We start from the raw sequence: 22,508 nt of genomic DNA, 5'->3' as shown, positions 1-22,508 counted from the left end.
ATTCGATGCTTTCTGTCGCGCCTTCCGTCGTAAGTCTCACGGAGAAGCTGGAGTCCGTGCTGGCGCATCCGGCGACCAACGACGAGTTCAACGTGCACGCGGAACTGGAGGAGGTGCTCGCCGGTGTCGGACTGAGCGCCGCGGACGCGGGTGGCACGGTGACCTTCCGGGGCGCCGACCCCGTCCTCCCCAGCCCGGTGCGTTGGGGCGCCGCCTGCGGCATCCCGCTCGCTGCGCGGGCCGTCGTGCTGGCGAAACTGTGGCAGTTGCGGGGCGGGCGCCCGCAGGACATCGAGGTCGACCTGCGCGTCGCCCCGCGCCGCATGGCCGCATTCGCCGAGGACCGCTGGCTCAGGCTGAACGGTGTGGCGAACGCGGGCGGACTGGGCGGCTTCGAGGCGGTCTGCGGCTTCCACGAGGCCCAGGACGGCCGGTATGTCTTGCTGGCCAACCCCTACCCCGGCCTGGGGATCGCCACCACCAGGCTGCTGAACTGCCCGCTGGATCAGGCCGGAGTCGCCGCAGCGGTGGCCCGCTGGAAGGCACGCGATCTGGAGGAGGCCGCCGCGGAGGCCGGTGTCGTCATCCCGATGCTGCGCAGCACTGAGGAGATGATGCGCGAGGCCCACTACACGGAGGCGCTCGCCGCCACCCCGCTGATCGAGATCACCAAAATCGGTGACAGTGCCCCCGAACCGCTGCCGTACGGCGGCACCCAGCCCCTGGACGGCATCCGCGCCCTCGGCATGGCCGCCGCCCTGGCCGGACCCAGCGCCGGTCGAGCCCTCGCGCTGCACGGCGCCGACGTGCTGAACATCTGGCGCCCGCACCAGACCGAGGTCGAGAACTGGTACATCGACGGCCAGGTCGGCGTGCGCTCCACGATCCTGGACCCGAAAGAAGCGGAGGACGCGGCACGGATCCGTACGCTGCTGTCCGGCGCCGACGTCTTCTACGCCAACCGCCGCCCCGGCTACCTCGAAAACATCGGGCTCTCCGCGGAGGAGGCCGCCGAGCTGCGTCCCGGCATCATCTACGGCACCGTCTCCGCCTACGGCCGTACGGGACCCTGGGCCCAGCGGCCCGGGTTCGACGTGGCAGCCGGTGCCGTTACCGGCATCTACCACCGCGAGGGCGAGAACGGGCGGCCCGAGTACACCCCGATCACCATCATCAACGACAACATGACGGCCTGGCTGCTGGCCGTCGGCATCACCGCCGCTCTGGTACGCCGCGCCCGCGAGGGCGGCAGCTACCGGGTGCACGTCTCCCTGACCCGCACGGCGCTGTGGCAGCAGAGTCTGGGCCTGTTCGACAAGGAGTACGCCCGCGAGACAGCCGGCAGCAGCGAGACACACTCCTTTCTCACACCGGAGCTCTTCACCGCCGACACTCCGCTCGGCCGCTACCAGGGCGTGGTCGACCCGATGCGGATGAGCGAGACTCCCGGCTCCTACCGGCACGTCCTGCTGCCCCGCGGCGCCTGCCGCCCCGAGTGGCTGCCCACGTTCGGCTGACCCGTCGCCCCTCGCTCATCCCTCTGGAGACATCACCGTGTCAGAACAGGCGTCACCGCCCAGGATCGAACTGCTGCCGGTCGCAGAATGGGACCCCGAGGTCCGCGAAGTCTGGGCGGCGGACACCACGAAAAAGCAGGCGAACGGACTCCCGCCCCAGCTGAAGGACATCCCCGACACACTCAACCTCACGCGGATCTTCGCACACCATCCGAGCCTGGCCGTCGCCTTCTACCCGCTCTCGCGAATGGTCAACGAGGGCAGGCTGCCCCACCGGGACCGAGAGCTGGTGACGCTGCGCACCGCGCTGCGCAGCCGGTCCGGTTACGAGTGGTCCCACCACTACGAGATGGCGCAGACCGTGGGGGTCACGGAGGCGGAGGTACTCCGCACCGCAGAGGACCCGGCCGGCGCCGACTGGAGCCCGCACGAGGTCGCGCTGCTCACCGCCGTCGACGAGATCTGCGACGACTCCGCCATCAGCGACGCCACATGGCGTCGACTGCGGCGGACGTACGACGAGGCACAGGTGCTGGAGCTGCTGGCGCTCGCCGGTACGTACCGCCTCCTGGCCTCGGTGCTCAACACCTCCCGGGCCCCGCTGGAGGACTGGCGGCCCGAGCGGCCCCTTCCGGCCGTCTCCGTCCCGGCGGACAGGAGCGTGACGCCATGAGCGCACCGTTCAGGACTGCTGCGATCATCGGCGCGGGCACCATCGGACTGTCCTGGACGGCACTGTTCGCCGCGCACGGCCTTGACGTGCGAGTGACCGATCCCCGGCCGGACCTGGCCGAGGCGGTGCGGGACGCGCTGACCGCCGCCGCTCCCGCCCTGGCCGCCCAAGGGCTGGACACCGATCGCCTTCACGAGCGGGTCCGCCTGGTCGTGGACCTCACCGAGGCCGTCTACGGAGCCGACGTCATTCAGGAGAGCGGCCCAGAGAACGAGGAGTTCAAGGCACGGACCGCCGCACAGGCGCTGTCCGCGGCCCCGAGTCACGCAATCTTCCTCAGCTCCACCTCCCAGATTCCCGCCGGCGTGTTCACGAAGAGCCTGGAACACGCCGATCGGATCCTGGTCGCCCACCCCCTGAACCCGCCCTACGGCATGCCGCTGGTGGAGGTGGTGCCGGGCGAGCGGACCTCACAGGCCGCCGTGGACCGGGCCGTGGAGTTCTACCGGTCGGTCGGCCGCACTCCGGTGGTCGAGCACAAGGAGGTGCGGGGGTTCGTCGCCACCGAGCTGCAGAACGTGCTCGCCCGGCGAGCCGCCGAACTGGTGCTGGACGGAGTGGTCTCACCGGCCGAACTCGATCTGATCGTCCGCAGCTCGCTCGGTCTGCGCTGGGCCGCGCTCGGCCCCTTCCTCGGCCTCCATCTCGGCGGCGGACCGGCCGGCTACCGCGGCCTCCTCGCGGTCGGCGCCCCAGGCATACCGGACGAGGAGCGTCCCGTCATGCTGCGCGAGAAGGTCGTTCAACTCGTCGAGGACACCTACGGGCTGTCCCGCTACAGCGGATATACCGCGGCCCGCGACCGCAGGCAGCAGGAGATCCTCGATGCCATCGCCGGCGCCCCCTTGCCCCACCCGTCAAACGACTGAAGGACATTCCCATGGATTTGCAGCTCAACGGCCGGCGAGCCGTCGTCACCGGCGGCAGCAGGGGCATCGGCCTCGCCGTCGCCCGTGCACTGGCCGCGGAAGGAGCGGACGTGGCGCTCGTCGCCCGGAACCGGGACGCACTGCAGAGCGCAGCGGAGAAGATCGCAGCCGACAGCGGGCGCCGTGTGATCGCCGTGCCCGCGGACACCGGTGACGACGCGTCAGTGGCGGAGATGGCCCGCAGCGTCGTCGAACAGCTCGGAGGCGCCGACATCCTCGTCAACGCGGCGGCCCGGCCCAACACCGGTATCCCCGAAACCGACTTCGAGACCGAGCTCAACGTCAAGGTACGCGGCTACCTGCGCACCGCCCGCGCCTTCGCCCCACTGATGCGGGAGCAGGGCTGGGGCCGCATCATCAACATCGGCGGAATCGCCGCACGCCAGACCAGCTCTCTGGTGGGGTCGGTCCGCAACGTCGCGGTGGCGGCCATGACCAAGAACCTCGCCGACGAACTCGGCCCTCACGGGGTCAACGTCGTCGTCCTGCACCCGGGACCGACCCGCACCGAGACCTCGGAACGGCACATCCGGGCACTGGCCGATGACCGGGGCATCTCGACTGACGAGGCGGAGCGCCTGGCCGCGTCGATGGTGTCCATCGGCCGCATGGTGACCGCCGAGGAGGTAGCGGACGTGGTGGCCTTCCTCGCCAGCCCCCGCAGCGTCGCCCTCAACGGCGACCCGGTCGTCCCCAGCGGTGGGATGCGCGGGCCGATCCACTACTGACAGAGCCGTACTTCCGTCGCCTCCGTCCTTCCCCCCGGGGGGCCGAAGCGACGGAAGTATGCCTGGCCCCGACTTGACGCAAACTCGGCGCGTACGCGGGCCGGTCAGGAACTCGGACGGCACCGCGCGGTTCGGCGGGTTGCGCGGTCGCTCAGACAGGGATGGGCAAGCCGGACCCGGCCGGACGGCGGTCCCGGACGGCAGGTGTGACGCGCAGGCTGGCTCGGGTTCGCCATCCGGATGGTTGCTGCTGCGTCTCACATCGGTCCGAGAGGGCCTGCACGATGGCCAGTCCGCGACCGTGCTCACCGGCAGCGGATGGTGTGCCTGCGGTGTGAGGCTCCACGGCTGCGCCATGGTCCGTGACATCGATGTGAAGGCAGCGCCCCCGCAAGGACAGGGCCACGGTGAGGTCGGCTCGCCCGTGTTGGGCGGAGTTGCCGGCCAGTTCGCCGACGATGAGGAGACAGGAGTCGAGGTCGTCGCCGACCACTCCCCACTGGGCCAGAACCGCCGAGGCGAAGTGCCGGACCTCGCGAATCCGGCACGCATCGGCCGGCACCGCCACGACAGCGTGATGTTCCTCGCCGGCGGGAGAGGCAGGTGATTCGGGCCTGTGAGGCGCGGCGGGGGCCGGGCGGCGGCTGCTCCTGCCTGGGCGGTCACGGAGCGCGGCGGGGCGAGGGAGACCCGGCACGGCGGTTGCGATGGTGGAAGTCATGGGAGGAGCGCTTCCGGGACTGGGACGCGGCGAGTGTGTGGACCGCCGCCTAGGTCTGTGGGAAGCGGCAACGGGACGGGGACTACCAGGCCCTGATCGGGCCGCCGCTTACGACCTGTCGGTCACTCTTAGCGTCAAGCATCTGCGAGTAGATGCTTCTCTAATTGCTTTTACTTGGTTTTAGCTGTGTTTCGTTGGGTTGTCAAGGGTTTGGTCACCCGGTTTGAGCCGGTGCGGGCGGCGGTCAGGGGGGGAGTTCCGCCCGCACCGGGGTCTTTATGCCGCGGGCACGGGGTGCAGGATGCCGAGAAGGCGGGCGACTTCGGCCGCAACGGCGCCCCGGCCGGCTCCGAGGTACTTCCGGGTGTCCACCGTGGCGGGATGTGTCGTGAGGTGGTCGCGGACGGCTGAGGTGAAGGCGTTGTTGAGGTGCGTCGCTATGTTGATCTTGGTCATGCCGTGCGCCACCGCCTGGGCCAGGTCGGCATCGGACACGCCGGAGGAGCCGTGCAGGACCAGGGGGACGGGAACGGCTTCGTGCAGGGCGTGGATGAGGTCGAAGTCCAGGCAGGCGTCCCGGGTGAGCATCGCGTGGGACGTGCCGACGGCCACGGCCAGGGCGTCCACGCCGGTGGCGGCGGCGTAGGCAGCGGCCTCGGCGGGGTCGGTACGGGCGCCTGGGGCGTGGACGCCGTCCTTGCCGCCGACCTCGCCGAGTTCGGCCTCGACCCACACCCCGGAGTCGTGGCACAGGCGGACGACGTCGGCGGTGGCCTGGACGTTGTCGGCGTAGCTGAGGGTGGAGGCGTCGAACATCACCGAGTTCAGGCCCAGGGCGATCGCTTCGTGGACCAGGGGGACGCTGGTGGCGTGGTCGAGGTGAACCGAGACCGCGACCTCGGCGGCTTCGGCGGCGGCAAGGACGGCGCGCGCGATCGGTGCCAGGGCGCCGTGGTAGCGGACCGCGTTCTCGCTGATTTGCAGGATGACCGGAGCGTGGGCGGCTTCGGCACCGGCGATGATGGCTTCGGCGTGTTCGAGTTGGATGACGTTGAACGCGGCCGCGCCCTGCCTGGCGGCCGCGGCGGCCGTCACGGTGTGTCCGGTGCCGATGAGAGGCATGACGTCCTTCCAGAGAAAAAAGGGGAGGGGGATGGCGGGATGGGGCAGACGGGGCCCGGTGTCAGTCGGCGCGCAGCCGCCGGAGCGGCTGGGGGCGGTCGTGGAAGATCAGCTTGAAGCTGTCCTCGTCGATGTCGGCTCCCAGCAGCGTGCCGGGCTGTTGGAGTGCGGTGGCCGCCCAGGTGAGAGCCGTTCGCAGCGCGAGTTGTCCTGAGGCGCCGCCTGCGAGGAATCCCGATAGCAGGGCATCGCCCGCACCGACGGCGCTCTGCGTGTTTTCGACGATCACCTCGGCATGCAGGACCGAGCCTTCTTCGACCAGGAGTGCGCCGTCCGCTCCCAGGCTGGCCAGGACCGTCCGGGCTCCTCGTTCCTGGAGGCTGCGGGCCGCGACGATGGCCTGGCCGACCGTGGTGACGGGCCTACCGGCCGCCTCGGCGAGCTCATGCGCGTTGGGCTTGATCAGATCGGGCCCGGAAGGCAGAGCCATGAGGAGCGGCGGGCCGGAGCTGTCGATCGCGACCCGCAGGCCGGCTTCGTGTGCCCTCTGAACCAGCCGGGCGTACAGGTCCGGGGATGCGCCGTGCGGGAGGCTTCCGGAGCCCACCAGCCAGGAGGCCTGGGCCGCTGCTCTGAGCGTTGCGTCGAGCAGTGCCTCGACCTCGTCGGCCGACAGTGTCGGGCCTGGTTCGTTGACCTTGGTGACCTTGCCGTCGGGTTCCAGGATGCTGACGTTGGTGCGGATGTTGCCTGTGATAGGCACGTTCACGTGGTCGATGCCGGCCTCGTCCAGCATCGCTGCGAGTCGTGTGCCGTTAAGCCCGCCTATGGGCAGTACCGCTCGGGTGGCGATGCCGTGGGTGCGCAGGGCCAGGGAGACGTTCACTCCCTTGCCGCTGGGCTCGCTCCAGCCGGAGCTGGCGCGTTGCACAGCGCCGAGGGCCAGCTGGTCGACCACGAGGGTGCGGTCGACGCTGGGATTGGGGGTGAGAGTGACGATCACGCGCGGATCACCTGCTTGAGCCCAGCAGCCTCCAGGCGGCGGGCGTCCGGCTGGGACAGGCCGTCGTCGGTGATGAGCAGGTCGATGTCGGAGAGGTTGCCGTACTTGAACAGACTGGTGCGGTCGTGCTTGGTGCTATCGGCGAGCAGGATCCGGCGGCGTGCTGCGGAGAGCATGAGCCGTTTGACCGTGGCTTCGGACTCGTCGGGTGTGCTCAGCCCGCGTTCGCTGGAGATCGCGTTGGTACCCAGGAAGGCGACGTCGACCCGGATCTCCGACAGCGCCCGCACGGCCCAGTTGTCGACTTCGGCGAAGGTACGGGCGCGCACCCGGCCACCGAGTGTGTGCACGCTCAGACGGGGGCGGCTGACCAGGGCGAGGGCGATGGTCAGCGTGTTGGTGAAGACCGTCAGCTCTCGGTCTGCGGGGAACAGCTCGGCCAGCATGGTCGTGGTGGATCCCGCGTCGATGAAGACGGCCCCCTCGCGGGGAATCTCGGCCAGTGCTGCCTGTGCGATACGGCGCTTCTCCGCTTCGTTGCTGGTACGGCTGGACACGGCTGGTTCGAATGCCAGATCTTCGATGGCGATCGCTCCGCCGTGCACGCGGCGCAGCAGGCCCTGTCGTTCGAGGAGCAGGAGGTCCTTGCGGATGGTCTCTGTGGACACGCGCAACTGCTCCGCCATGGCTCCGGCATCCAGGCGCCCCTGGCTGCGGACGGTCTGCACGAGAACCTGGTGGCGCTCCTCGGCGTACTGCGCACGCCCCGAGGCACCGGAGGGCTCTCGGGCCGACGTCGCATCCGTGGTCATATAAGGGTCCTTCGTTGTCGGCATCGGTAGCCCGTCCCCTTGTGAGGGGGATGGCTTCGTCATATCGGCACCTCGTCGTGCTGGGCCTGCATGAGGTCCTTTGGGTCCACCGGATTGTGCCGGACGTCCGCCCTGCCGCGGTCTGTTGAGGGTGATGGGTTCATCGGGTGCTGCCCGGCATGGCAGACGAGGCCAGGGGCCGCTGCCCGACAGCTGGGTCCGCCGTCACGGGAGCCGGCGGCAGGTCCTCGGGGCCCGGGTAGAGTCCCGCGGCGCAGCCGCCCAGCAGGGCAGCGCCGCGGCCGCCTGCTTCCTGCACCTGGGCGACGATCACGTCCTTCCAGGCATCGCCGCGCAGCTGGCGCACCGCCCTGCTGCGCGACCAGCCGCCGGTCATGACCGTGCGCTGGTGCGGGCCGAGCACTGCGGACATGTCCGCGTCCATCCTGATGGCACGGTCGGCGGCCGAGCGCAGGGCGGCGTGCCACAGCTGGGCCGGACTGGCGTCGCGTCCGATGCCGCGCAGGACCACATTGCCGTCGTCCTCCAGGTCGGCGGTCAGTGAACCTGTGGGGCAGGCGAGAGCCCGCGTGTCGAAGTCGACGAGTTCGGCGGAACCGAAGCCGAGAAGCCGCTGAACGTTCTGCAGCAACAGCCCGCCGCGCGTGTCACCGAGCACCGACAGACGTCCGGGCACGGCGTGGTGTCCCACCGTCACCCCGGCCGCCACGAGGCGCCGGACCAGGGCAGGCTGCAGGGGCGCCGGTACGGTGCGCACGAGAGCCTCCGCGGTACCGCAGGAGTCGAGCTGGTCGCCGTCGCGTACGGCGCCGGCTCCGACGGCGGCGGCGAGATGGTCGTGCCCGGCAACGGTGAGGACGGCACCGGCCAGGCGCGCGGGTGCCCAGGAGGCGTTCACGCGTCCCAGCGGGGAACCGGCTCGCACGAGCGGCGGCAGCAGTGACGGGCGCGCCGCCGACCAGTCCAGCGCCTCCGGCCACCACTGAGCGGTGTCGAGGCGCAGCCAGCCGGTACGGGAGGCGAGGGAGTACTCGCTCGCCTCCTCGCCGCCCAGCGCGCGCACCACCCACTCGGCGATGCCGAACCTGCGCACCGCCTCGGCCGAGTGCGGATGATGCTCGACCAGCCAGCGGTGCTTGGAAAGCGACCACTGCGGGATGACGGGCAGCCCGGTGGCGCCGGTGAACTCTGCTGCTCCCAGCTCACGTCCGATACGGTCGGCCAGGGCACGATCGCGGTCGTCGTGCCAGGCGATCACGGGGGCGAGCGGTTCTCCTCGACCATTCAGCAGGACACCCGCTTCGCCCATGCTCGCCACGCCCACGGCCATCACTTCGCCAGGCGGTGCCTCGGCCAGGGCGGACGCGGTAGCGGCGGCGACCGCGTCCAGGATCGCCGAGGGAGCGACCTCGACCCCCTCGGGCGTCACCTGCCAGGTCAGGGGGGCCTTTGCGTTCGTGACCTCGCGGCCCTCGGCGGTGCACACCGTGACCTTGCACGACGTGGTGCCGACATCCACACCTACCAGCAGAGCCTCTGACATGAGTGTCCCTCTCGATCTCACCCTCCGTGAGGTGAGTATTGCGTGCTTGTTATCGCTTGTTTTTAGTTGGGAATCGGTGGGATGTCAATGGCGTCGTTGCTGTCGCTGCAGGCAGGAGACCTGTTTCTGGCGGAGGATGCGAGCAGGCAACGATCCGAAAACATGCCGCTGACCCATTGACGTCCCACGTAAACGCAACTAAAAACAAGCCTTAACAAGTTCGACACACGCTGTTCCACGTTTGCTGTCGCTCAGCGTGACGATCAACTGCCCGGCGTCGTCAGAGCGGAACCCGCACGCGGCCGTCGTGGTCCTCCTACCTCACGCAACAGAGGGGTCTCTCTCATGGCATCGCGCAGAATCGCCCTCGTGTCCGGCGCCGCCGCCGTCGCTCTGATCGCCACCGGCTGCGCCGGTGCCGGCGGTGGGTCCGGCAGCGGGGACGGCAAGTCGGTGAACGTCCTGATGGTCAACAACCCGCAGATGCTCGACCTGCAGAAGCTGACCGCGAAGTACTTCACCAAGCAGACCGGCATCAAGGTCAACTACACCGTGCTGCCCGAGAACGACGTCCGGGACAAGATCAGCCAGGAGTTCTCCAGCCAGGCCGGCACCTACGACATCGCCTCGATCAGCAACTTCGAGGCGCCGATCTACGCCAAGAACAGCTGGCTCGCCCCGCTGGACGGCACCGTCGCCAAGGACGCCGCCTTCGACCAGAGCGACATCCTGCGCCCCATCGAGGCCGGACTCAAGGGCCCGGACGGCAAGCTCTACGCCGAACCCTTCTACGGCGAGTCGTCGTTCCTCATGTACCGCAAGGACGTCTTCCAGGAGAAGGGGCTGACCGTCCCGGCCAAGCCCACCTGGCAGCAGGTCGCCGACCTGGCGGCCAAGGCGGACGGCGCCGAGTCCGGCATGAAGGGCATCTGCCTGCGCGGCCAGCCGGGCTGGGGTCAGTTGTTCGCTCCGCTGACGACCGTGGTCAACACCTTCGGCGGCACTTGGTTCAGCAAGGACTGGAAGGCCGAGGTCAACGGCGAGGGCTTCACCAAGGCCACGAAGTTCTACGTCGACCTGGTGCGCAAGCACGGCGAGGCCGGTGCCCCGCAGGCCGGCTTCACCGAGTGCCTGAACAGCTTCACCCAGGGCAAGACGGCGATGTGGTACGACGCCACGTCGGCCGCCGGGTCGGTGGAGGCCGCCGGCTCGCCCGTCGCGGGCAAGGTCGGCTACGTCCAGGCGCCGGTGGACAAGACCAAGAGCTCGGGGTGGCTGTACTCCTGGGCCTGGGGCATCCAGAAGGCATCGAAGCACCAGGACGCCGCGGCGAAGTTCATCGAATGGGCTTCCAGCAAGCAGTACGAAGAGCTGGTGGGCAAGGAACTCGGCTGGGCCCGGGTCCCGGCGGGCAAGCGGGCCTCGACGTACAAGAACGCCGCCTATGTGAAGGCCGCCTCCGCCTTCGCGCAGCCGACCGTTGACGCGATCAACAGCGCCGACCCCAACAACCCCGGCGTACAGCCGCGGCCCGCCGTCGGCGTGCAGTTCGTCGCCATCCCCGAGTTCCCCGACCTCGGCACCAAGGTGGCCCAGGAAGTCAGCGCGGCCATCGCCGGCCGTACATCGGTCAACGCGGCCCTGGACAAGGGGCAGAAGCTCGCCGAGGACGTCGCCGCGAAGCACCGCAAGGGCTGACTCCACCGAGCGGAGACGAGTAAGAACGAGCGGAGACACTCTCCATGACGAGCACTTCCACCCACCGCACCAGGCAGCACCGGGCACCGCGCCACACGGCCGGGCCCGGGGCCGCCCGGCGGCCGAGGCAGCCGTCGGCCCGGACACGCGCCTGGGCCCGCCGCGGTCCGTTGCTGCCCGCCCTGGTCTTCATGATCATCATCACTCAGCTGCCCTTCGTGGCCACGCTGGTGATCTCCTTCATGAACTGGAACGCCCTGGACGTGAGCCGGCGCGGCTTCACCGGCTTCGGCAACTACACGCACGTCTTCAGCGACCCTGACCTGCGTTCCTCGGTCCTCACCACCATCCTGCTGACCGCCACGGTGGTCCTCGTCAGCCTGGTCCTGGGTCTGGGGCTGGCCCTGCTGATGGACCGCCGCTTCCTGGGCCGCGGGTTCGTGCGCACACTGCTCATCGCGCCGTTCCTCATCGTGCCGGTGGCCGCCGCCCTGCTTTGGAAGCACGCCCTGCTCAACCCCGAGTACGGCCTGTTCAACGGGGCCCTGACCTGGCTGTGGAAGCTGTTCGGCTCATCTCACCCGCCGCAGCCGGACTGGATCACCGAACATCCGCTCGGGGCTGTGGCGGCGTCCCTGATCTGGCAGTGGGCTCCCTTCATGATGCTGATCCTGCTCGCCGGCCTGCAGAGCCGGCCACTGGAAGCGATGGAGGCCGCCCGCGTCGACGGGGCGAACGCATGGCAGACCTTCCGTTACGTCACGCTGCCGCACCTGCGCAGGTACCTGGAGCTGGCCGCACTGCTCGGATCGATCTACATCGTGCAGAACTTCGACGCCGTCTTCACCATCACCTCGGGCGGCCTGGGCACCGCCAACCTGCCCTACACCATCTACGAGAGCTTCTACCAGGCACACGACTACGGCCAGGCGTCCGCAGCCGGCGTCATCGTGGTGATCGGCACCATTATCGTCGCCACGCTCGCCCTGCGTCTGGTGTCCTCGCTGCTCAAGGAGGAGACGACATGACCGCGAGTGTCCTCAGCCGCCGGACCGCGAGCCCCCCTGCTCCCCGTGCGACCAAGGCCCGCCGCACCAACGCCCTGTGGGGCCTGGCCGCTTGGGGGGCGGGATTCCTCTTCGTCCTGCCCATCGCCTGGATGGTGCTCACCTCGCTGCACAGCGAGACGGACGCCGCCACCAACCCCCCGTCCCTCGGCGCCCACCTCACCCTGCAGGGCTACCGCGAGTTCTTCGGTTCCTCAACCGGCACCAGCCCCTGGCCGGCGCTGCTGAACTCCGCCATGGCGAGCGTGTTCTCGACCCTGTTCGTGCTGGCCCTGGCCATCCCGGCCGCCTACGCCCTGTCGATCCGGCCGGTCCGCAAGTGGTCGGACGTGCTGTTCTTCTTCCTGTCCACCAAGATGCTGCCCGCCGTCGCGGGGCTCCTTCCGATCTACCTGGCGGCCCAGAACCTCGGGCTGCTGGACAACGTGTGGCTCATGGTCATCCTCTACACGTCGATGAACCTGCCGATCGCGGTGTGGATGATGCGCTCCTTCCTCGCCGAGATCCCCGTCGCGATCCTGGAAGCCGCCGCGATCGACGGTGCCGGACTTCCCACCGTCTTCAGCCGCATCATCATTCCCCTGGCCGCCCCCGGCATCGCCGCCACGTCGCTGATCTGCTTCATCTTCAGCTGGAACGAGATGCTCTTCGCCCGCGTGCTCACCGGCGTGCGTTCGACCACCGCACCGGTCTTCCTCACCAGTTTCGTCACGAGCCAGGGCCTGTTCCTGGCCCAGGTGTGCGCGGCCGCCGTGGCCGTCTCCCTGCCCGTACTGATCGCCGGATTCGCCGCCCAGGACCGTCTCGTCCAGGGCCTGTCTTTGGGAGCCGTCAAATGAAAGCAGCAGTCATCACCGCACCCGGAAAGCTCGAAGTGACCACCGTCGACGATCCGGCGCCCGGCCCTCGGGAGGTGGTGGTCGCGGTGACCGCCTGCGGACTGTGCGGCACCGACCTGCACATCCTGCAAGGCGAGTTCGCCCCGAAACTCCCCATCATCCCCGGCCATGAGTTCGCCGGCGAGGTCGTGGCGACAGGCCGCGACGTCACCGAAATCCCCGTCGGAACACGCGTCGCGGTGGACCCGTCGCTGCCGTGCCACGAATGCCACTACTGCCGCATCGGCCGCGAGAACCTGTGCGAAAGCTTCTCCGCGATCGGCGTCACCCACGCCGGAGCCGCCGCCGAGTTCGTCAGCGCGCCCGTTGCCAACTGCGTACCGCTGCCCGACCACGTGCGTACCGCCGACGCCGCCCTCGTCGAGCCGCTGTCCTGCGCCGTACGTGGCTACGACGTGCTCCGCAGCAACCTCGGCGCGCGCGTTCTCATCTACGGCGCCGGAACCATGGGGCTGATGATGCTCGAACTCGCCAAGCGCACCGGCGCCGTCAGTGCCGATGTCGTCGACGTCAACTCCTCCCGGCTGGACACCGCACGACAGTTGGGCTGCTCGGAAGCCGCAGACACCGCTGACGCGTTCAGCCGCCCGCGCGGATGGGACGTCGTCATCGATGCCACCGGCAACGCCAAGGCCATTCAGGACGGCCTGGGCCGCGTCGCCAAGGGCGGCACCTACCTGCAGTTCGGTGTCGCCGACTACGCGACCCGTGCCGTCATCGAGCCGTACAAGATCTACAACCACGAGATCACTATCACCGGGTCTATGTCGGTCCTGCACAGCTTCGAGCGTGCCGCCGAACTGTTCGCCACCGGACTCATCGACCCCGACATCTTCATCAGCGACCGCTACCCGCTCACCGACTACGCCGCGGCCCTCGCCCAGTTCCAGGCCGGACAGGGCCGGAAGATCCAAGTCCAGCCCGGTCTCGACTCGCCGCATGGCACTGCGCAGAACGGACTCCGAGTGCCCTGATCGCAGAGAACAGCCGAGCCCACCCGCTGCTGGGGCCGCCCTGGCTCGGGGCCTTGTGCGGCGGGCAGCACCTTGCCCCAAGATCCCGCACGCCGGTCTGCCCCTCGCCCAGCTCCGCTTCCGTCCGGGATCTCCGGCCTGGCGCGTACTCCAAGGAGCGCACGCAGTTCGGTTGCCCGATCGCCGGATACCAGTTGGTACAGGATCTCTTGGTGAAGAGTCTCGGCAACATCACCGCGTCCTGGGGCATGCGGCATCTACCGGGACAAGCACACCTCGCTGGCCAAGGCCTTCGTGATCTCCCGGACGCGAGAAGTGGTCGCCTGGAGCCGGGAGATCTTCGGCGGCAACGGGATTTTGCTGGACAACGAGGTGGGCCGGTTCTTCGCGGACGCCCAGGCCATCTACTCCTACGAGGGCACCCGCGAGATGAACACCCTGATCGTCGGCAAGTCGATCACTGGACAGAGTGCCTTCATGTGATGCCCCAGTTGGGCGTCCGGCCCTCAAGATGAATCAGGTCGGCGTGCTCCGCGCCTTGGGCGGGACGAAGCGCACCTCGGCAACGATCCTCACTGGTGCGACACTGTGGACCGGCCGATCGACAGGCGCCCGACGCCTCGCTTGCCGTTGCCCCGGACGGAAGCGTGTTGCGACGGGAATCGACGCTCAACGTCAGAGTCCCCAGCATCCGTCGCGACTCAACGGATGCTGGGCTCTGTCGGTCGAAAACCGACGATCCCTACCGTCGACGTGCCGATTATCGTACGGAGGTAGGCAGTTCGGCCCAGATGGTCTTGCCGGTGCGTGTGTGGCGGCAACCCCAGCGCTCGGCGAGCTGGGCGACAATGAGCAGACCCCGGCCGCCCTCGTCGAACATACGGGCGCGACGCAAGTGGGGGGCGGTGCTGCTGGCGTCGCTTACTTCGCAGATCAGTGTGGTGTCACGAATCAACCGCAGGTAGACGGGCGGGTGGCCGTAACGGATGGAGTTGGTGACCAGTTCACTGACGACGAGTTCGGCGATGAAGGCGGCGTCCTCCAGATGCCAGTCAGTCAGACGATCACGGGCCAGTTCGCGGGCATGGCCTACGAGCGCCGGATCGGAGACCAGTTCCCACGTAGCCACCTTCTCGACACCAAGCGAGTTTGTCCGGGCCAGCAGCAGTGCGGCATCATCGGTGCGTCGGCCAGGCAGCAGGGAATCCAGCGCCCTGTCGCACATGCCCTCCAAGGAACGGTCCGTACGAGCGAGAACATCGCGGAGCACGGTGCGACCGGTGTCCATGTCACGGTCGATGCCTTCGACGAGTCCGTCAGTGTAGAAGGCGAGGACGCTGCCTTCGGGCACGTCGAACTCTGCTACCTCGAAAGGCAGTCCGCCCAACCCCAGGGGTGGTCCGGCTGGGATGTCCAGGAACTTCACTGCCCCGTCCGGGGTGGCCAGGGCTGGTACGGGATGACCGGCCCGGGCCATGGAGCACCGGCGGGAGATGGGGTCGTACACGGCGTACAGGCAGGTTGCCCCCACCTCACCGCCCGTCTCGTCCGCTGTCTGCGCCGTGCCTTCGGGTGTCTCCTCGCGGTCCATGCGCAGGACGAGGTCGTCGAGCTGGGTGAGCAACTCGTCGGGGGACAGATCCACGTCGGCCAGGGTCCGGACCGCTGTGGACAATCTGCCCATGGTGGCGGATGCCTGAATGCCGCGGCCGACGACGTCTCCCACCACGAGGGCGACCCGGGCGCCGGACAAGGGGATGACGTCGAACCAGTCGCCGCCGATGCCGCTGTCCGGGTCGGCGGGCAGATAGCGGGAGGCGACCTCGACGGCGGCCGGGCAAGGCCCGCCGTGTGGCAGAAGGTGTCCTTGAAGAGCGAGCGCGATACGGCGTTCGCGCGTGTAGCGGCGGGCATTGTCCACGTACACAGCTGCCCGGTCAGCGAGCTCTTCCGCAAGCCGCAGGTCCTCCTGGTCGAAGGGCTCCGGTGTGCGGTGCCGGCAGAATACTGCCAGCCCCAGGGTGACCCCACGGGCACGCAGTGGTGCAGCCACCACTGAATGGATCCCATAGGTGCGGATGCTGCTGGCCCGCTCCAGGTCGCTTGCCGCCCACCACTGGGCAGCGACGTCATCGATGTGGTGTGGCAGTGCCCGGCCCTCAGCCAGCACCCGGGCCGGTGGCGATCCCTCGGGATAACTATGCACACCTCCAATCGGGACCACCGCCTCTGGGCAGCCGGGCAGGACCGATCGCTGGGCGGCCCGGCGGAAGACCAGACGGCGGCTGGCGGGGATCGGTTCGGGGCCTTCGTCGGTGAGGACGCTGTCGAGGAGATCCACAGTGACGAAGTCAGCGAAATGATCCGTGCCGACTTCTGCCAGCTCATCCGCAGTGCGGGCCAGGTCAAGCGTGGTGCCGATACGGAGTCCCGCTTCGTTGAGAACGCTCATCCGTTGTCGGGCTCGGAACTGCTCGGTCTTGTCGACTACCGCGACCGACATGGCACACACACGACCCGCATGGTCCTTGATCGGATAGAGTGCGAAAAGCAACGTAAAGGCACGGTCCTTGTCGGCCGGGTGGAAGCGTGCTGTCCGCCGGACTTCCTCCCCGCTTCGCCACACCTGCTCGGCGGCCTCATCGAGGACCTCCAGGCCCTCGATGCGCTGCCCGGGGCCGGAGTAGCCGATCGGCAGTCCGAGCAGTTCCTGTTCCGGTTTCCCCAGGGCGCGCGTCATCGCGGTGTTCATTGCGATGCACAGTCTTTGATGGTTGTAGAACGCCATGGGAAGCGGCAGCTGTTCCAGCGCCCACAGCTTGATCACCGTCGCCTCAGGTTGATCTGTCTCGCCTGTTCCTGCCTTTGCCGTCTGCGCCGGCGCAGACGCCGTGAGGAACCAATGGCCCTTCCCCTGGGTGCCCGGCAGGGGATACGCCTCAAGCCGCACCTGCAGACGGCGGCCATTGTGGTGCTGCAAGGCGATCACACTGCTCCAGGCCTTCTGCTCGGCGCAACAGCGTCGGGCGGCAGACGCAAGTGGCTGCGCAAGCAGCCGAGCGGCCGCCCCGCCGACCACCTCGTCCGCATCGTAACCGAGCAGCTCACACGCCTCCGTGCTGCACGCGGTCACTACGCCTCGGGCATCGATCAAGGCAACCTGCCCGAAGGGCAGCCCTGCAGAGGCGGGACCGGGCGACACGGCGTCCTTGTCCATCGATGCACCTCTTCGATATGCCGCACCGTGGTCCGGACGGGCCAGGTCCACCCCCTCCAGCACTAGCCTGCGCCTTTCGTGCGAGCTTTACAAAGTGTGACGTCGCCCCCCTCTATGCGTACCAATCGGGATGAGCTGTCATCGGGGAGCCCGGTGGGCAGGTCGTGATCGGCGGTGTCAGGGGTTCGATGATTGCCGCGGCAGATGCCTGAGGTTCATTTCGGGGCGGGTCAGCCGGAGGTGCCTTCCTGGGAGCCGGGGGCTGGACGCAGAACGCACGTAAGGCGGGCGGTGCAGACACGACGGCCCTGTTCGTCGCTGATGGCGATGTCGTATGTGGCGGCGGAGCGGCCGAGATGGATCGGGGTGGCGACGCCGGTGATGGTGCCGGAGCCGACGCCGCGGTGGTGGGTGGCATTGAGGTCGACGCCGAGAGCGATCTTGGCAGGGGCGGCGTGCAGCATGGCGCCGACGGAGCCGAGTGTTTCGGCGAGTGCGGCGGAGGCACCGCCGTGGAGCAGTCCGTAGGGCTGGGTGTTGCCTTCGACGGGCATCGTGCCGACGACGCGCTCGGGGGTGGCTTCGACGAACGTGATGCCCAGGCGGGCGCCGAGCGTGCCGTCGGGGGCGCTGCCGCCCACGCCGCCGGAGTCGGCGAGGCCGAGGAATTCCGGCGGGAGCTGCGTGCTGCTGTGCTGGCCCATGCGGGTCGGCTCCGATCGTGTAAAGGGTTGGTTCGGTTGTGCCGGCATTCTGTGCTGGCTGTGCCGCCGGGCTAGTCCATCGGACGGTCAGGGGCGGGGTTCGAGGCGGATCACGACGACTGCGGCGGAAGGGAAGGAGCGGCGGGTCGGAGGCCCGCGTACCGACGGCATGTCATCCGGGAGTGGTCGTAGCCCCGGACGGGGACCAGGCCGGCGTGTCGATCGGCGAATAGTCCGTGTCCTTGCCGTCCAGCCGCACTATCCGGTGGCCCGCTCGCGCCCGCATCACTTCCGTGTCGAGAGGCGGCACGAACGTGTTGTCCACCAGGGTGTATTCGGCGGCGAGCCGTCCCACCGGGGCGATCGCCCCGAAATCGATCCGGCCGCCCGCGACCAAGAGGTCGTCCCTGATGTAGAAGCGCACCACGTTGCCCCACACGACGTGGTGGAGCCCGTCAGACGCGGAGAAGATGCGGTCGACGGTGCACTCGAGCGCGATGGGTGCGCCCTTGACGCGCGGCGGCCTGACCGCGTCGGACGGTTCCTTCTGCAGAGCGACCGCGTCGAACTCGTCGACGTCCGGCTCGAAGTCGAAGGCACTGCGGTGCAGGCCCTCCACCTGCGGCAATGTGGCCATGTTCGACACGAATTCTCCGGTGTCCCGGATGTTGACGAAGCTGTCCTTCAGCGTCACGCCGTCCGAGCGGGGCTGCATCGACAGCGACACCCGGGGCGGCTTGCGGCCCACAACAGTGAAGAAGGAGATCGGGGCCAGATTGGCCACGCCCTCGGTGGACACAGTGCTGACCCAGGCGATGGGACGGGGAATGACGCTTCCGATGAGCAGCTTGTAGGCGGACTTCGCGTCCAGGTCCGCGGAATCGATGAGCATGCGGTGTCCTCCGACCGGTGGGGCGGTGTGTGGGAGTTCGGCTGTTCAACGGCCCTTGAAGGCGAGCGCGGGCCGGGGACGGCCCTCACGGAGCGCCGCGGCGGCCGAGACGAGGCCTTCCTTGACGTCCTCGGTCTCGAAGAGCGGGACCGCGAGATCGAACATGTGCTGGTCGGCTGCCGGGATGCCGCCTGTGGCCCAGGCGCGCAGCAGCGCCTTGTGCACGGAGTGTGCCTGGGTGGGCCCGGCGGCGATTCTGCGGGCGAAGCCCTCGGCCTCCGTCTGGAGGACTTCGTCCGGGACGACGCGGTTGACGACGCCCGCTTCGGCCATGACCGTTGCGGGCACCTGCTCGGAGGTCAGTGCCCATTCGAATGCCCGGGCCCGGCCGGCCCGTTCGGCCACCCGGTAGATTCCGCCGAGAAGCGTGACGATGCCCAGGGACTGCTCAGGGTGTCCGAAGCGGGCGCTCTCACTGGCGATGATGATGTCGGCCCGCAGTGCGAGTTCGAACCCGCCGCCGAAGCACAGCCCCTGGACTGCAGCCAGGACCGGGACCGGGAGCTGCTCGAACTGGTTGACCACGGCCATGGCACGATCGAAATCGGCACGAAGGATGTGCCGGTCGGCGCCGACCCAGGGCAGGAAGTCGCCGCCGTAACTGAAATCAGGGCCCTCGGCCCGCAGCAGGACGGCACGGGCTTCGCTGCGGGTGACGGCGTCGACGGCCTCGGAGAGCTCATCGGTGAACTCGCGCGCCAACCGGTTCTGAGGGGGATTGTCCAGGACGATTGTGGCAAGAGCGCCGTCGGTGGAGTGGCTGAGAACGGGCATGGCACTTCCTTGGCTGTGGGGAGGGCGGGCGGAGCTCCATCGGCGGGACGCCGGTCACGTGAGGTGCTTGCGGAACCAGTCCAGGGCGGCTTGCGAGGCCGCGGGGAACTGCGTGCTGTACGGGGCGAAGTGGCCGCCGTCGATGAGCACCAGCCGCTTGGGTTCCAGCGCCCGCTCGAATGCCGCCAGCGCCAGGTCGGTGGGGGTGAGGTGATCGTCGTTGCCCACGACCATCAGCAGCGGGGTGGGAGAGACCCTCGGTGCCCACGCACCCGGCTCGTACATGCGGGCCGCTCTGGTGGAGCGCACGGTGACGGAGTTTTCCCAGCCGCCCTTTCCGGTCTGTTCCAGGTAGAAGTCGACCGCGTCCGGTGTGCGGTAGGCCGCTGGAGTCGTGGGGTCCTTGCCGACCAGGGCCTGGCGACGGGGAGGTTCACCCCGCAGCTGAGCCCGCTCGTCCTCGTTGAAGGCCTCCTCCAGCGCAGCCGAGTGCTCCGCCGGAATCCGGCGCAGACCCTGCTCGAAGCCGCTGATGGTGGGGACTTGGGAGACGACGGCGCGCAGCCTGCGGTCGGTGGCACCCAGGACGAGTGCGTGGCCACCGGCATAGCTGGTGCCCCACAGTCCTATACGGGTGGCGTCGACCTCGGGCCGGCTTTCCAGGTAGGTGACGGCACGCCGCCAGTCGGTGATCTGCTGCCAGGGGTCGATGTCCTGACGCGGTTCGCCGTCGCTGGCCCCGAAGGTGCGGTGATCGTGCAACAGCACGACGAATCCGGCCTCGGCGAAGCGTTCGGCGAACGGCAGGAGCCGGGATTCGCGGACCACGCCGCCGTAGCCGTGCGCCATGCTGAGGGCCGGATGCGGGCCGGGTGTGTGGGGAACGTAGAGCAGACCCCGCAGCGTCAGTCCACCCTCGACGGGGAAGGCGACCTCTTCGAGTCGGGTCATGGACGTGTACTCCTAGGACAGTGCGGGCCGGGGCCGGCGGACCTCTACAGGCCGGACCCGGCCGTCAGGGGGACGGAGCCAGGAAGGTGTCGAGCTGCGCGGCGATCACGCTCGGCCGCTCCAGGTGGGGCCAGTGGCCCGCACGGTCGACGACCACGGTGCGGAGGTCGGCGAAGCGCGGCTGAACGGTGGCGGCGATCAGTTCCGAGGTGATCAACGGGTCGTCGCCGCCGGTCATGACGAGTACGGGGCCGGCGTAATCGCTCGTGCGCGGCGCGTCGGGCAGGCCGTTGTTCCAGCAGTTGGCCAGATCGCGGATCACGTTCGGCCGCACGCGGATGCCGGAGTCCACCAGGGTGTCCAGCGACGAGTCGTCCAAGGCGGGCCCGAGCCGGCGGCGCATCGACTTGTGGACGGCGGGGTCGTCGCCCGGTGAACGGAACGGCTCGATGGTCTCGGCAGGCAGGTGCATGCCGGCCAGCGGAATCGGCGTGATCAACGCAAGACCGCGTACCTGTCGGGGACGTGCGACGGCTGCGAGTTCGGCGACCGGCGCGCCCATACTCTGCCCGACCAGGACCACGGGGCCGTTGATGCCGTCGAGGGTGGAGACGAGGTCCGCGGCCAGGCGGTGAAGGGTGAAAGGGCCAGGATGGTCGGCGCGCTCACCGCATCCGGGCAGGTCTGGGGCGATGGCTGCGACGCCTGGGGAGTGCAGCCCGGCTCTCACCGGATCCCAGACCTGCCCCGAGTCGAGGAAACCGTGAACGAAGACGACGGTGGTGTCGCCTTCTCCCCGATGCTCCGGGAGGGCAAGCCCGCGCTGCCGGTTCTCGAAGGCGTGGGAACTCATGGTCGACACCCTTCGTATGGCCTGACCCCGACAGGATGAAATGACTGTAGATTATTAGATCCTTTCATCTCAAGAGGGATGCGGTGGCTTACCATGAGGAATCGCCAAAATGGTCACGGGTATGTCGGTCGGACCGCATGATGAAGGAAGGGCGGGTCACGTCATGGCATGGACGGCTTCCACGCGCTACGAGATCGCCCCTGCGCCGTCAGGGCTGGCGCTGGTGCACGAGCTGCTCAACACGGTCCCCGCCGGCCGACCCCGGGCGGCGGATCTTCTGGCCGCTGTGGATGATGCGCAGAGCTGGCTCGACGAGGCGCTGGCCTCCTGGTCGCGGGAGTCGGGACTGGCCGCCGCGCAGGTCCGGCTCGTAGCGGACGACTTGGAGGAACTGCGCGGACTGCGCGCGGAGTTGCAGCGCCTGCTCGCCTTGCCGCACGGTGGCGAGGGGGAGGGCGATGAGCCGGTGGCACCCTCCGTCCATGTGGCGACGGCTGCGCTGCGCCTGGACAAGGCAGGACGGGCTGTCCTTGAGCCCCGTGGTCAGGGCTGGCGGTACGTGGCCGCCCTCGTGCTTGTCGAAGTGTTCCAGGCGCAGCAGACGGACACCTGGCGTCGGCTCAAGATCTGCCGCAACGCCCGGTGCGGAACGGCGTTCTACGACCGCTCGCGCAACAACAGTGGTGTGTGGCACTCCACCAAGGTCTGCGGCAACACGGAGAACCTGCGTGCCCACCGGGCCCGTCAGCGAGCCCGGGCTGCCGAATCGTAGAAGTCGTCCGGTGCGAGCACGTCGAGCAACTGCTGTCCTGCGTGCTCGGAGAGCTTGAGACTCTCCTTGAGGAAGCGGTGGTGAATCGCCACGCTCGTGATCAGGCCCTGCTCGTCGCGGGCGAGAACGGTCACTCCCTTCAATTGCAGTCCCCCCATGGCGAGGGCGCTCCACTCCAGGTACGTGCGCGGGCCGTTGGTCGCCTGATGCGTGAACACCAGGGACTCGTAGATGCCGCTCATCGTGCCCATGACCCGTGCGACCTGCTCACGGCCCCTGACCGGGCGCGTGAGCAGCGCTGCCTCGAGGACGACGTCCGGGGCGAACGCCTCGCTGAAGGCCGTTTCTGACTGCGCGTCGAACGCGCGGGTCCAGTCCGCTTGGGAGACATCAGGCGCCGTGTTGCTCGTCGACCGAGACATGAAACTCCCCTTCTGAAAGCGCTGTAGATCCTTTGATGCTTTCCCAATTCCGTCAGAGAGGGAGGGGTACCGCCAGTGGCGTGCACCGTGGCGAAC

At 68.7% G+C, this 22,508-nt stretch carries 21 protein-coding genes and 1 pseudogene; 10 read left to right on the top strand and 12 right to left on the bottom strand.

Annotation, left to right across the window (positions count from 1 at the left end; translation table 11 throughout):
* The first annotated feature begins 5 nt into the window (after nucleotides 1-5).
* The 4 genes from B5557_RS00370 to B5557_RS00355 are packed head-to-tail and all read left to right on the top strand — an operon-like array spanning nucleotide 6 to nucleotide 3,907.
* Nucleotides 6-1,517 carry a CoA transferase gene (locus tag B5557_RS00370; RefSeq protein WP_079657229.1) on the top strand — a complete coding sequence of 504 codons (1,512 nt, stop codon included), beginning with the start codon at nucleotides 6-8 and terminating at the stop codon, nucleotides 1,515-1,517.
* Nucleotides 1,518-1,554: 37 nt separating this feature from the next.
* Entirely contained in the window at nucleotides 1,555-2,190 is a 636-nt protein-coding gene (locus tag B5557_RS00365; protein WP_079657228.1) for a carboxymuconolactone decarboxylase family protein, read from the top strand.
* Nucleotides 2,187-3,119: a 3-hydroxyacyl-CoA dehydrogenase NAD-binding domain-containing protein gene (locus B5557_RS00360; RefSeq protein WP_079657227.1), complete on the top strand. Its 933-nt coding sequence runs from the start codon at nucleotides 2,187-2,189 to the stop codon at nucleotides 3,117-3,119. Before B5557_RS00365 ends, B5557_RS00360 begins: the two co-directional genes overlap by 4 nt.
* Before the next feature lie 11 nt (nucleotides 3,120-3,130).
* Entirely contained in the window at nucleotides 3,131-3,907 is a 777-nt protein-coding gene (locus tag B5557_RS00355) for an SDR family NAD(P)-dependent oxidoreductase (RefSeq protein ID WP_079657226.1), read from the top strand.
* A gap of 151 nt (nucleotides 3,908-4,058) precedes the next feature.
* Here B5557_RS00355 and B5557_RS00350 read toward each other — a convergent pair whose 3' ends face one another.
* From B5557_RS00350 to B5557_RS00330, 5 genes are all read right to left on the bottom strand, one after another.
* The gene (locus B5557_RS00350) at nucleotides 4,059-4,628 is read right to left on the bottom strand and encodes an ATP-binding protein (protein WP_079657225.1); all 570 of its coding nucleotides are present in this window, start codon (nucleotides 4,626-4,628) and stop codon (nucleotides 4,059-4,061) included.
* Between the two features lie 276 nt (nucleotides 4,629-4,904).
* A complete protein-coding gene (locus B5557_RS00345) occupies nucleotides 4,905-5,750 on the bottom strand; it encodes a class II fructose-bisphosphate aldolase (protein ID WP_079657224.1) in 846 nt (281 codons plus the stop codon).
* A 61-nt stretch (nucleotides 5,751-5,811) separates the two neighbouring features.
* Nucleotides 5,812-6,753 carry a 1-phosphofructokinase family hexose kinase gene (locus B5557_RS00340; protein ID WP_079657223.1) on the bottom strand — a complete coding sequence of 314 codons (942 nt, stop codon included), beginning with the start codon at nucleotides 6,751-6,753 and terminating at the stop codon, nucleotides 5,812-5,814.
* On the bottom strand, nucleotides 6,750-7,565 hold the full coding sequence (locus B5557_RS00335) for a DeoR/GlpR family DNA-binding transcription regulator (RefSeq protein ID WP_079657222.1): 816 nt from the start codon (nucleotides 7,563-7,565) through the stop codon (nucleotides 6,750-6,752). Before B5557_RS00335 ends, B5557_RS00340 begins: the two co-directional genes overlap by 4 nt.
* A gap of 160 nt (nucleotides 7,566-7,725) precedes the next feature.
* Nucleotides 7,726-9,129 carry an FGGY-family carbohydrate kinase gene (locus B5557_RS00330; RefSeq protein WP_079657221.1) on the bottom strand — a complete coding sequence of 468 codons (1,404 nt, stop codon included), beginning with the start codon at nucleotides 9,127-9,129 and terminating at the stop codon, nucleotides 7,726-7,728.
* A gap of 345 nt (nucleotides 9,130-9,474) precedes the next feature.
* On the opposite strand from B5557_RS00330, the gene B5557_RS00325 reads away from it, so the two are divergent.
* The 5 genes and pseudogenes from B5557_RS00325 to B5557_RS00305 all read left to right on the top strand — a co-directional run.
* Nucleotides 9,475-10,827, top strand: a complete 1,353-nt coding sequence (locus B5557_RS00325) for an ABC transporter substrate-binding protein (protein ID WP_079657220.1) — start codon at nucleotides 9,475-9,477, stop codon at nucleotides 10,825-10,827.
* Nucleotides 10,828-10,871: 44 nt separating this feature from the next.
* Nucleotides 10,872-11,855, top strand: coding sequence for a carbohydrate ABC transporter permease (locus B5557_RS00320; protein WP_079657219.1), 984 nt, complete (start codon nucleotides 10,872-10,874; stop codon nucleotides 11,853-11,855).
* Complete coding sequence (locus tag B5557_RS00315; RefSeq protein WP_079657218.1) at nucleotides 11,852-12,733, top strand: carbohydrate ABC transporter permease; 882 nt, start codon at nucleotides 11,852-11,854, stop codon at nucleotides 12,731-12,733. The genes B5557_RS00320 and B5557_RS00315 overlap by 4 nt, the downstream gene beginning before the upstream one ends.
* Nucleotides 12,730-13,767, top strand: coding sequence for a zinc-dependent alcohol dehydrogenase family protein (locus B5557_RS00310; protein WP_079657217.1), 1,038 nt, complete (start codon nucleotides 12,730-12,732; stop codon nucleotides 13,765-13,767). Before B5557_RS00315 ends, B5557_RS00310 begins: the two co-directional genes overlap by 4 nt.
* Nucleotides 13,768-13,913: 146 nt before the next feature.
* Nucleotides 13,914-14,250 (top strand): annotated as a pseudogene (locus tag B5557_RS00305) (acyl-CoA dehydrogenase family protein); the annotation flags it as partial.
* 277 nt (nucleotides 14,251-14,527) lie between these two features.
* Here B5557_RS00305 and B5557_RS00300 read toward each other — a convergent pair.
* The 6 genes from B5557_RS00300 to B5557_RS00275 all read right to left on the bottom strand — a co-directional run bounded on the left by B5557_RS00300 (nucleotide 14,528) and on the right by B5557_RS00275 (nucleotide 21,218).
* Complete coding sequence (locus tag B5557_RS00300; protein ID WP_079657216.1) at nucleotides 14,528-16,984, bottom strand: ATP-binding SpoIIE family protein phosphatase; 2,457 nt, start codon at nucleotides 16,982-16,984, stop codon at nucleotides 14,528-14,530.
* Between the two features lie 230 nt (nucleotides 16,985-17,214).
* On the bottom strand, nucleotides 17,215-17,688 hold the full coding sequence (locus B5557_RS00295; RefSeq protein ID WP_079657215.1) for a hotdog fold thioesterase: 474 nt from the start codon (nucleotides 17,686-17,688) through the stop codon (nucleotides 17,215-17,217).
* A 172-nt stretch (nucleotides 17,689-17,860) separates the two neighbouring features.
* A complete protein-coding gene (locus B5557_RS00290; protein ID WP_079657214.1) occupies nucleotides 17,861-18,580 on the bottom strand; it encodes a flavin reductase family protein in 720 nt (239 codons plus the stop codon).
* A 45-nt stretch (nucleotides 18,581-18,625) separates the two neighbouring features.
* Nucleotides 18,626-19,414, bottom strand: a complete 789-nt coding sequence (locus B5557_RS00285; protein WP_079657213.1) for an enoyl-CoA hydratase/isomerase family protein — start codon at nucleotides 19,412-19,414, stop codon at nucleotides 18,626-18,628.
* 54 nt (nucleotides 19,415-19,468) lie between these two features.
* A complete protein-coding gene (locus tag B5557_RS00280; RefSeq protein WP_079657212.1) occupies nucleotides 19,469-20,365 on the bottom strand; it encodes an alpha/beta hydrolase in 897 nt (298 codons plus the stop codon).
* A 64-nt stretch (nucleotides 20,366-20,429) separates the two neighbouring features.
* Nucleotides 20,430-21,218 (bottom strand): alpha/beta fold hydrolase, encoded by a 789-nt coding sequence (locus B5557_RS00275; RefSeq protein WP_079657211.1) that lies wholly within the window; start codon nucleotides 21,216-21,218, stop codon nucleotides 20,430-20,432.
* Nucleotides 21,219-21,381: 163 nt separating this feature from the next.
* On the opposite strand from B5557_RS00275, the gene B5557_RS00270 reads away from it, so the two are divergent.
* A complete protein-coding gene (locus B5557_RS00270) occupies nucleotides 21,382-21,990 on the top strand; it encodes a CGNR zinc finger domain-containing protein (RefSeq protein ID WP_079657210.1) in 609 nt (202 codons plus the stop codon).
* On the opposite strand, the gene B5557_RS00265 is transcribed toward B5557_RS00270, so the two are convergent.
* Nucleotides 21,963-22,412, bottom strand: a complete 450-nt coding sequence (locus B5557_RS00265; RefSeq protein ID WP_079657209.1) for a nuclear transport factor 2 family protein — start codon at nucleotides 22,410-22,412, stop codon at nucleotides 21,963-21,965. The genes B5557_RS00270 and B5557_RS00265 overlap by 28 nt on opposite strands.
* Nucleotides 22,413-22,508: the final 96 nt, after the last annotated feature.

Origin of the sequence: Streptomyces sp. 3214.6 (genome assembly GCF_900129855.1) — a bacterium.
GTDB classification, from domain to species: domain Bacteria; phylum Actinomycetota; class Actinomycetes; order Streptomycetales; family Streptomycetaceae; genus Streptomyces; species Streptomyces soliscabiei.
The sequence above is the reverse complement of the archived record's forward strand: the minus strand, read 5'-3'. Positions and strand labels throughout refer to the sequence as shown.